Genomic DNA, 9,248 nt, shown 5'->3' with positions numbered 1-9,248 from the left:
CGGGGGCGGCTGGCGGCGGTGGCGCGGGGCCAGGTCCGGGGCCGGCCGGCCGGGGAGGACGGGGCGGCCGTCGCGCATCGCCGTGGCGAGGAGTGCGGCGTGCTGTTGCAGGGCCGGCAGTTGCCAGCGGCCGAACAGGGTGCTGGCGCCCTCGTACATCTGGGCGTCGTACTCCTCGGGGGTGGTCACGCAGTGGCCGTAGGCGTTCGCGTAGCCCTGGATGAGGACGTGATCCGGGTCGGTACCGACGGACTCGGCGACCGTGCGGCGCAAGCGCAGGCCCGCGACGATCGTCACCTCGAAAGGCAGGCAGAGCAGATACAGCGACCCGATGCGCAGCAACTGGAGCGGCAGGATCTCTTGTCCGAAGGGGACGACGCGATTCAGGAGGCTGATGGGCGCGGCAAGTGTCTTCGGGGCCTGAGAATCCGAGAGCCGATGCGACAGGCGGTAGATCCCGTGACGGGACAAGGCGTCCAGGACCGGGTTCTGCTCGGCGCCGACGAAGCGCCAGCCGGTCGGGCCGTCGGGCAGGGCGCCGGCGAAGGCGGTGGCGCCGGGGACCGCGTGCGAGGTGCGGTGCGACAGGCCGTCGCCGGTGAAGCGGGGGCCGACGCGGACCGCGGCCATGTCCACGTGGACGATTCGGTGGTCCAATCCGCCCTCCAGGATCTCGGCGCCCTCCTCGGCCGCCAACAGTTTCGCCGCCGCTTCGTACTGCCGGGTGCCGATGATCCGGGTGTTCTCGAACTCGTCCTCGGTCGGGCCGCTGCCGGGCCGCAGGTTCAGGTTCGGCGACAGGTCCCCGGCGTTGGTCTGGGCGAACGCGGTGACCAGGGGCGGCTCGGCGTCGCCGTCGAGATAGTCGATCCCTGATATCTCGCGCTCCCAGTGGTACGCGGCGTAGCCCTTGTTGTCCGCGCTGACCAGCCGGTTGCGGTTGGTCATGCTGGTGTTGTGGACGGCGAACCAGCTGATCAGGCCGACCGGGGCGCCGGCGCGCTCGATCGCGAGCAGTGTCGTCGCCGGATCGATGGCGTCCGGGAACGCGGCCTTGTCAGCACTCGGATTCCGTTCGAAGGCGCGGCGGGCCCGGTTGACGCTGGCCCCGTGCAGTTCGCCGCGGTTCAGGCGCAGGGTGGCGGGCCGGAGATCGGCGATGGCGCGGCGGCCGGCCTCCACGATGCCGTCGACGATCGCGCGGAACGTCTGGGGCCGGAAGCCGCCGGTGTTGCTGTTGTAGACGGCGTGGTGCGAGTAGCCGCCGGGGCCGCAGTGCGTGTGGGTGGCGGTGATGACGACGTTCGCCTCGGTGTAGGTGGCGGGCAGGCGCCGCAGCACGGCCTGCGTCACACTGCTGAAGACCAGCGGCAGGTCGCAGACCACGAGCAACAACCGGCGGTCGCCGTCGGCCAGCGCGAAGGCCCGGGCGCGCAACCGGGTGTGCAGCCCCGCCGCCTGTTGCTCCGGCATCCCGTAGCCCAGGAGCCCGCACTCGGCGATCTCCCCGGTGATGTCGGCGATGCCCCGCCCCGCCAGGTAGCCCATGCGGATCACGTAACGCGCACCCGATAACCGGTGTCAAGCACTACCACGGTCTGAGACCATCAAGACATGGCTGACGAGACGGCGAGCGGAGTGAACGGACCCCTGACAGTCCGCTACAACGCCATGCCCGCGAGCAGCCACACCGGACGCCACCGGGCCGAGGCGGTCATCCCGGCCGCCGAGCTCAGCTGGCGCTTCTCCCGCTCGGCCGGGCCCGGCGGACAGGGCGTCAACACCACGGACAGCCGCGCGGAACTCTCGTTCGACCTGCTGGCGACGACGGCGCTCCCGCAGTGGCTGAAGTCGCGCGCCGCCCAGGCGCTGGCCGGGCGGCTGGTGAACGGGGTGCTGACGGTGACGTCGAGCGAGCAGCGCTCGCAGCTGCAGAACCGCGAGGCGGCGCGGGAGCGGCTGGCGCGGGTGCTGGCCGAGGCGCTGGCCCCGCCGCCCGCACCGCGGCGGGAGAAGAAGACCCCGGCGGGCGTCACGCGGCGGCGGCTGGAGAACAAGACGCGGCGGGGGCAGACCAAGCAGCTGCGGCGGCGGGTGGACGACTTCTGAGGCGGGCTCAGGTTCACGCTCGGCTCAGGCCTCAGGTTCGCGCTCGACGCAGCTTCGCACTCGGCTCAGGCTCAGGTTCGCACTCGGCTCAGGGCCTCAGGCTCGCGCCCGACGCAGGGCTTCAGGCTCGCGCCCGACGCAGGTTCGCGCGCGGCTCAGGCTCAGGCTGGTCAGATTCGCGCACAAACCATTCAGTTTCCGCGAAGCGCGACCGTTCTCATTCTCCCCGCGCCGGATCAACCCGCGTCAGTAAACCGGCGCCGAGCAGCTGCCGAGCGTGCGGGTCCCGCTGACAAGTCCGCGTGAGCCATCGCCGAGCAAGCGCACGCGGGCACGCCCGCGTGCGCTGCTCAAGCAACAACTCGTCCGCCCGCGGAGGCGCCGTGCCTACTCGGCCGCGGTGCCCTTCGCCGACTCGCCCTCGCCGTCGCCCTTAGCCTTGGCCTCGCTCTTCATGCCGCCCTTCGCCAGGCCGTCCTTCTTCGGGCTGCCCTTCTTCAGGACATCCTTCTTCAGACCGTCCTGCTGCTTCGGCACCTCGGCGACCGCCTCAGCGGTGCCGACCGTGGCCGGGGCGGCGGCCTCGGCGGCGGCCAGCGCGGCGTCCTCGGCCTCGAAGTGATCCTTGGCCCGGCCGAGCTGCTTGCCCATGTTCTTCAACAGGGCCCACAGCGCGACGCCGATCGCCAGCACGATCAGGAACGCGACCAGCCCCGGCTTCGTCTTGTCGAGGCTTTGGCTGCTGGCGAGCACCGGCTGGGCGGGTGTGAGCAATCCGGACACAGCGTTCATGCCCCGCAGTCTACGAGCAGACTCCGGCGGGCTCGTGCACACCCTGCCCCGAGACCGCGCACTGGGCCTTCTCGTACTCGCGCACGCCCGCGAACAGGTCGTCCTCGGGCAGCGTGGTGTCGATCAGCGAGCGGGCCAGTTCGAAGTCCTCGGTCGGCCAGACCGCGCGCTTGACGTCGTTCGGGGTGCGGAAGAACGGGCCGTCGGGGTCGATCTGGGTGGCGTGCGCCTTCAGGGCGGCGTCCCGGATCTCGAAGTACTCCCCGGCCTGGACCCGGGTCGTGATCTCGCGCTGGGGCCAGTTCTGGCGCTCCTTCAGGAGCTCCCAGTAGGGGGACTCCAGGCCGCGGTCCAGCAGCTCCTGGTGCTCGGCCTCCAGCCGGGCCATTGACCACGCCACGTCGTAGTACAGCTTCAGCGGCTGCCAGGGCTCGCCGGCGTCCGGGTACTTGGCCGGGTCGCCGGCCGCGTCGAAGGCGGCGACCGTGACCTTGTGGGTCATGATGTGGTCCGGGTGCGGGTAGCCGCCGTTCTCGTTGTAGGTGACGATCACCTGCGGGCGCTGCTGCCGGATCAGCCGGACCAGCGGCTCCGCGGCGGTCTCCAGGTCCTGGAGGGCGAAGCAGCCCTCCGGCAGCGGCGGCAGCGGGTCGCCCTCGGGCAGGCCGGAGTCGACGAAGCCCAGCCACTCCTGGCGCACGCCCAGGATCTCCCGGGCCGTGTCCATCTCCTTGCGGCGGACGTCCAGCAGGTTGGCCTCGATCTCGGCCTGGACGGCCGGATCCTTCTTCAGCTGCGGGTTGAGGATGTCCCCCCGGGAGCCGTCGGTGCAGGTGACGACCAACACGTCCACCCCGTCGCGGACGTACCGCGCGCTGGTGGCCGCACCCTTGCTGGACTCGTCGTCCGGGTGCGCGTGGACGGTCATCAGGCGCAGTTCGTGCGTCACGGTGTTCCTCCATCAGTAGCCGCCCGAATATACTGACGCACGGGTCCGACACTGCGCACATCCGAATCGCGCTCAGTCCGATGAAGGCCAGGTGAACCGAGTTGACGTCCGAGGTGCAGGACGAGGTGGTCGCGCGCTACGCGCGTTCCTCCGGCCTGTCCAGACGTTCCCGGATCGCCCTGGCCGTGGCGGGTGTGCTCGTGCTCACAGGCGTGGTGTCGTATATCGGCCTGAAGCAGGCCTCCCCGACGCTGAACGCGACGGTCTTGGGCTACCAGGTTACCTCCGACCACGCCGTCGACGTCCGCTTCCAGGTGGACGACCGGCAAAGCGACCGGGCCGCGACCTGTACCGTGCGGGCCCGGGACTACGGCGGGAACGAGGTGGGCCGACTGGATGTCCCGGTCCCCCTCGGCCACCGGACCCAGGTGCTCAGCGCGACGATCCGGACCAGCAGCCGGGCGATCAGCGGCGAAGTACTGGACTGCCAGCTCAACTAGGCCCGGCGTCCACAGCCGATTCACCCGGCGTTATCCGTCCGTGCTCCTTGTTACGATCGCCATTCTGTGCGTGACTGAAAAGCACGGTCCCTCAATGAGTAGAACCCCTAGGAGTACCCGTGACCCAGACCAACGACAGCGTCACCTGGCTGACCCAGGACGCCTACGACCGGCTGACCGCCGAGTTGGAGCAATTGTCGGGACCGGGCCGCGTCGAGATCGCGCAGAAGATCGAGGCCGCTCGGGAAGAGGGCGACCTCCGCGAGAACGGCGGCTACCACGCGGCCAAGGAGGAGCAGGGCAAGATCGAGCTGCGCATCCGTCAGCTCACCCAGCTCCTGGAGCACGCCCGGGTCGGCGACTCGGTGGAGTCCGGCGTGGCGGTGCCCGGCGCGGTCGTGACCATCGCCTTCGACGGCGACGAGGACGACACCCTGACCTTCCTGCTCGGCTCGCGCGAGGACGCCGCCGACAACATGGAGGTCTACTCGACGCGGTCGCCGCTGGGCGGTGCGATCAACGGCAAGACGATCGGGGAGCAGGCCGAGTACGAACTCCCCAACGGCAAGCCGATGATGGTGAAGCTGATCGACGCCAAGCCGTACATGGGTTGAGGCGGCCGTCAGGCACGCATTCGTGCAGCGGCCCCCGCGTGGAGGACACGCGGGGGCCGCTTGCTTTGTGTTCGGGTTCTGGTTCGGTCTTGGTTCGCGTTCGGGTTTCCGGCGGGCGCCGGCTCAGCTGTGGCTCGACGTGGGATGCGAGGCCGGCGGGGACGAGGGCGAGGACGCACCCTGCGTACTGCTGTCCGTCGAGCTCGGCAGGCCCGAGGAGCTGGAACTCGACGTGGTGCTGGTGTCGGTCGGCTGATCCGACCGGCTGCTGGTGGTCGGGTCGGTCGAGGAACTGGACGTCCCGGCCGCCGAGGAGTGGGTGTAGCTGGGGTACGACGAGGGCGAGTGATGCGAGTAGGTGTGCTCGTACGTGCTCGTCGAGGTGGGGACCGGCTCGGTCGGCGGCACGGTGTCCTCGGTGCCGGTCGCGGTCGGCGCGTCGGTCTGCTGCGCGGTACCCGGCGCGGGCTGGCCGCCGTCCGGCGACTTCCCGGACGAACTCATCGCCAGCGCCACGGAGAGCCCCAGCACGGCCGGTACGGCGACCGCCGCGGTGATGAACGCCTTGCGGCGTACCTCGGGCCGCAGACCGCCGCGCAGGCCGCCGCCACGGCCGCCGAGTCCAGTGGTGCCGCCCGCGTAGGGCTCGGCAGCACCGCGTCGGCGGATCGGGGGTTCTTCGGGGTCGTAGCCGTCGGGCTCGTAGCCGGAGCCGGCGCGCCGGCCGCCGGAGTCGGCGAGAGAAGCCGGGAGGGCGTCGTAGACGCGGGTCCCGTCCGGGACGGCCGCGTGGCCGTGGCGGCCTCCGGAGTCGCCCAAGGAGGCCGGTATCTCTTCGTAGACCCGGGTGCCGTCGGCCGGGAAGTCGGCCGGGTAGGGCAGCCGGGCGGTCGCGCCGGGCAGGCCACCCGGTGCGGCTCCGGGTATCGCGCCAGGTGCCGCTCCGGATATCGCTCCCGGCAGCGCGCTCAGCGGAGCGGTCTCCTCCAGCGGACTGACCCGGCCGTGGCGGCCTCCAGCCTCGGTGTAGGAAGCAGAGCTCGCCGGATATCCGTTCTCGTATTCGTCGTGACCGTACCCGGAGCCGAAGCCGGACGCGGCGTTCTCCCCGAACGCCGCGTCGCGACCGTACCGGCCTGCCGGGCCGGCGTCGCCGTATAACCCGTCTTCGTACCCTCCCGCAGCGGCTGCGGCGGCCCCGGCGGCCGCGTATCCGGCCTCGGCGCCGGGCCGCCGACGCCGGCGCCCGCCGGAGTCGGTCAGGGTGTCCTCGTAGCCGCTGGGGGTCCCGGAGTAGCCGGCGTGCATACCGCCGGCGCCGACGTCCTCGCCGGCCTCGACCGGGCCGGCCAGCACGTGCCGCAGCGCCTCGGCCATCTCGGCGCCGTCGGCCCAGCGGTGCGCCGGGTCCTTCTCCAGCGCGTGCCAAAGCACCTCGACCACGGGGGCGGAGACGTAGTCGGGCAACGGCGGTGGCGGCTCGTGCATGTGCATGTACATCACGGCGGCGGTGCTTGCGGCCTGGAAGGGCTGGCGGCCGGACAGCAGTTCGTAGCCCAGGATGCCGACCGCGTAGACGTCCGCGCCCGGGGTCGGGGCCTCGGCGTGGAAGAGTTCGGGGGCCAGATACGGGACGGTGCCCATCAGCGCGTCGGCGGCGGTCAGGCCCAGCGACTCCGGGGAGCGGGCGATACCGAAGTCGGCCAGCACCACGCCGCCGGCGGTGAGCATCACGTTCGCCGGCTTCACGTCCCGGTGCACGACGCCGGTGCGGTGCACGGCGGCCAGCGCGTCCAGCAGCGAGGCCAGCACCTTCATCGCGAACCGCGGCTCCAGCGGGCCGGTGCGGGCCAGCACCCGGTCCAGCGACTCGCCCTCGATGAACTCCATCACCAGGAACGCCGCGCCCGGGGTGTCCGGGTCGGCGCCGTCGGCGTAGCCGTAGTCGTAGACGCCGACGATGCCGGGGTGGTCCATCATGGCCATCACCCGGGCCTCGGCGACGAAGCGGGCCCGGAAGGTCGGAGCGTCCAGCAGCGCGGGCAGCACGATCTTCACCGCGACGGTGCGGCCCAGCACCAGGTCCCGGCCGCGCCACACCTCACCCATCGAGCCGCCGCCGATGCGGTCGATCAGCTCGTACCGGTCGTTCAACACCTCGCCCGGTCTAGGTCCTGCCATCGGTCCCCCCTGCTGCTGTTTGTTGCGCCCCCTTTCCCCAAGAATATGACGCCGTAACATCGGGGTCGGTTGCCGGTGTGCTCGATCATGCCAGGATCGTGCTCGATTTCACGCCGAAACCGAGCGGTATTTGCGCACCGACAACGGGACGAACACCACCAGAATCAACAGTGACCAGAAGAGCGAAACCCAGGGGGCGTGCTCGATCGGCCACGGCATCTTCACCGTCGGCCCATAACCATCAGGGTTTCCCCACAGTGATCGCAAGGCCTGCACGGTCGAGGAGACCGGATTCCAGTCCGCGACGTCCTGCAGCCACTGCGGCGAGATCTTGCGCGAGGGCACGAACGCGTTGGACAGGAAGGTCAGCGGGAAGATCCAGATGAAGCCGATGGTGTTGGCCGCCTCCACGGTCCGCACCGACAGCCCGATCGTGGCGCCGATCCAGCTCATCGCGTAGGCGAACAGCATCAGCAGCGCGAACCCGGCGATCGCCTTGAGCACCCCGTCGTGGATCCGCCAGCCGACGACCAGCCCGCAGGCCGCCATCACCACCAGCACGAACAGGTTCTGCAACCAGTCCGCCGTGGTCCGGCCGGCCAGCACCGCCGAGCGGGAGATGGGCAGTGAGCGGAACCGGTCGATCAGGCCCTTGTGCAGGTCGTCGGCCAGGCCCACCGAGGTGGTCGCGGCGGTGAAGGCCAGGGTCTGCACGAAGATGCCGGGCAGCAGGAACTCGCGGTAGGCGGTCTGCCCGCCGGCGCCGGGGATCGGGATCGCGCCGCCGAAGACGTAGGCGAACAGCAGCACGAACATGATCGGCTGGATCGAGGAGAAGACCACCATCTCCGGGATCCGGGTCATCCGCCGCAGATTACGCAGGGTGACGACCCAGGCGTCGTGCAGGGCGGTGGCCGGGCCGTGCCCGCCCAGCGGGACCGGGGGCGCCAGACTGTCCGAACTCATCGCGCTGCCTCCTGCGGCTCCTGGCCGTCGCCGGCCCCTGGTCCGGCGTCGAAATCGCCGCCGGCCTGCCCCTCGTCCTCGGTCGAGCGTCCGGTGAGCTGAAGGAACACGTCGTCCAGGGTGGGCCGGCGCAACGCCACGTCGTCGATCTTGATGCCCAGGCCGTCCAACTCCCGGATCGCCTCGACCAGCAGCTGCGCCCCGCCGGAGACCGGCAGCAGGATCTCCCGGGTCGGCTCGTGCACCCGCGGCTCGGCCGTCCCCATCCGGCCCAGCAGCGCCGCCGCCTCACCGAGCCGATCCGGATCGGAGACCACGATCTGCAGCCGCTCCCCGCCGATCTGCGCCTTGAGCTGGTCCGCGGTCCCCCGCGCGATCACCTTGCCGTGGTCCACCACGGCGATGGAGTCGGCCAGCCGGTCGGCCTCCTCCAGGTACTGCGTGGTGAGCAGCAGCGTGGTCCCACCCTTCACCAGCCCGGCGATCACATCCCACATGGCGATCCGGGTCCGCGGGTCCAGCCCGGTGGTCGGCTCGTCCAGAAAGATCACCGGCGGCTTCACCACCAGCGCCGCCGCCAGGTCCAGCCGCCGCCGCATCCCGCCGGAGTAGGTCTTGGACGGCCGATCCGCGGCATCGCTGAGCGCGAACTCGTCCAGCAACTCCCCCGCCCGCTTCAAGGCCGAGGCCTTCCCCATGTGGTACAGCCGCCCGACCATGACCAGGTTCTCCCGCCCGGTCAGGTTCTCGTCGACCGCCGCGTACTGCCCGGACAGCCCGATCACCCGCCGCACCTCATTCGGCTTGCGCAGCACGTCGATCCCGAGCACCCGCGCACTGCCGGCATCCGGCCGCAACAGCGTGGTCAGCACCCGCACCGCCGTGGTCTTCCCCGCCCCGTTCGGCCCGAGCAGCCCCAGAATGGCGCCCTCGGGCACCGCGAGGTCCACCCCGTCAAGGGCGCGGACCTCCTTGCTCTTCTTGCCTCCGCCGTAGATCTTGACCAGACCTTCGGCCTCGATTGCTGCCATGGACTGACCGTAGATGAGGCTTCCGACACTATGTGCGCGCGCGATCGCCAGTGATGGGCTGAATGGGTGAATGGTGGGGATGTGGGGGCGGCGCGGAGTTTTCGGG

The 9,248-nt window shown here is 70.8% G+C and carries 9 protein-coding genes; 3 read left to right on the top strand and 6 right to left on the bottom strand.

Features of this window, described 5'->3' with window-relative positions; translation table 11 throughout:
• Positions 1 to 1,548: neutral/alkaline non-lysosomal ceramidase N-terminal domain-containing protein (locus KGQ19_RS45390; RefSeq protein WP_212021297.1), on the bottom strand; the 1,548-nt coding region annotated here is incomplete at its 3' end.
• Between the two features lie 123 nt (positions 1,549 to 1,671).
• Between KGQ19_RS45390 and arfB the strand changes: the two genes are divergently transcribed.
• A complete protein-coding gene (gene arfB, locus KGQ19_RS45385; RefSeq protein ID WP_368862252.1) occupies positions 1,672 to 2,109 on the top strand; it encodes an alternative ribosome rescue aminoacyl-tRNA hydrolase ArfB in 438 nt (145 codons plus the stop codon).
• Between the two features lie 387 nt (positions 2,110 to 2,496).
• Here the strand turns inward: arfB and KGQ19_RS45380 are convergent, their stop codons facing one another.
• Together KGQ19_RS45380 and mca are read right to left on the bottom strand one after the other, a co-directional pair.
• Positions 2,497 to 2,901, bottom strand: coding sequence for a hypothetical protein (locus KGQ19_RS45380; protein WP_212021294.1), 405 nt, complete (start codon positions 2,899 to 2,901; stop codon positions 2,497 to 2,499).
• A gap of 10 nt (positions 2,902 to 2,911) precedes the next feature.
• A complete protein-coding gene (gene mca / locus KGQ19_RS45375) occupies positions 2,912 to 3,850 on the bottom strand; it encodes a mycothiol conjugate amidase Mca (protein ID WP_212021293.1) in 939 nt (312 codons plus the stop codon).
• A gap of 101 nt (positions 3,851 to 3,951) precedes the next feature.
• Between mca and KGQ19_RS45370 the strand changes: the two genes are divergently transcribed.
• Positions 3,952 to 4,350: a DUF4307 domain-containing protein gene (locus tag KGQ19_RS45370; RefSeq protein ID WP_212021291.1), complete on the top strand. Its 399-nt coding sequence runs from the start codon at positions 3,952 to 3,954 to the stop codon at positions 4,348 to 4,350.
• Between the two features lie 119 nt (positions 4,351 to 4,469).
• Positions 4,470 to 4,964, top strand: coding sequence for a transcription elongation factor GreA (gene greA, locus KGQ19_RS45365; RefSeq protein WP_212021289.1), 495 nt, complete (start codon positions 4,470 to 4,472; stop codon positions 4,962 to 4,964).
• Positions 4,965 to 5,087: 123 nt separating this feature from the next.
• On the opposite strand, the gene KGQ19_RS45360 is transcribed toward greA, so the two are convergent.
• The 3 genes from KGQ19_RS45360 to KGQ19_RS45350 all read right to left on the bottom strand — a co-directional run bounded on the left by KGQ19_RS45360 (position 5,088) and on the right by KGQ19_RS45350 (position 9,142).
• The gene (locus tag KGQ19_RS45360) at positions 5,088 to 7,145 is read right to left on the bottom strand and encodes a serine/threonine-protein kinase (RefSeq protein WP_212021287.1); all 2,058 of its coding nucleotides are present in this window, start codon (positions 7,143 to 7,145) and stop codon (positions 5,088 to 5,090) included.
• 108 nt (positions 7,146 to 7,253) lie between these two features.
• Positions 7,254 to 8,111 (bottom strand): ABC transporter permease, encoded by an 858-nt coding sequence (locus KGQ19_RS45355; RefSeq protein WP_212021285.1) that lies wholly within the window; start codon positions 8,109 to 8,111, stop codon positions 7,254 to 7,256.
• Complete coding sequence (locus KGQ19_RS45350) at positions 8,108 to 9,142, bottom strand: ATP-binding cassette domain-containing protein (protein WP_212021283.1); 1,035 nt, start codon at positions 9,140 to 9,142, stop codon at positions 8,108 to 8,110. Before KGQ19_RS45350 ends, KGQ19_RS45355 begins: the two co-directional genes overlap by 4 nt.
• Between the last annotated feature and the right edge of the window lie 106 nt (positions 9,143 to 9,248).

This window comes from Catenulispora pinistramenti (assembly GCF_018274385.1).
Classification (GTDB): Bacteria; Actinomycetota; Actinomycetes; order Streptomycetales; family Catenulisporaceae; genus Catenulispora; species Catenulispora pinistramenti.
Note: the sequence above shows the minus strand (reverse complement) of the source record. Positions and strands in the feature narration are given on the sequence as shown.

Bases quoted from the DNA above. Each gene is read 5' to 3' on its own strand.
- arfB (WP_368862252.1), top strand. From the start codon at position 1,672: ATGCCCGCGAGCAGCCACACCGGACGCCACCGGGCCGAGGCGGTCATC.
- KGQ19_RS45380 (WP_212021294.1), bottom strand. From the start codon at position 2,901: ATGAACGCTGTGTCCGGATTGCTCACACCCGCCCAGCCGGTGCTCGCC.
- KGQ19_RS45360 (WP_212021287.1), bottom strand. From the start codon at position 7,145: ATGGCAGGACCTAGACCGGGCGAGGTGTTGAACGACCGGTACGAGCTG.
- KGQ19_RS45355 (WP_212021285.1), bottom strand. From the start codon at position 8,111: ATGAGTTCGGACAGTCTGGCGCCCCCGGTCCCGCTGGGCGGGCACGGC.
- KGQ19_RS45350 (WP_212021283.1), bottom strand. From the start codon at position 9,142: ATGGCAGCAATCGAGGCCGAAGGTCTGGTCAAGATCTACGGCGGAGGC.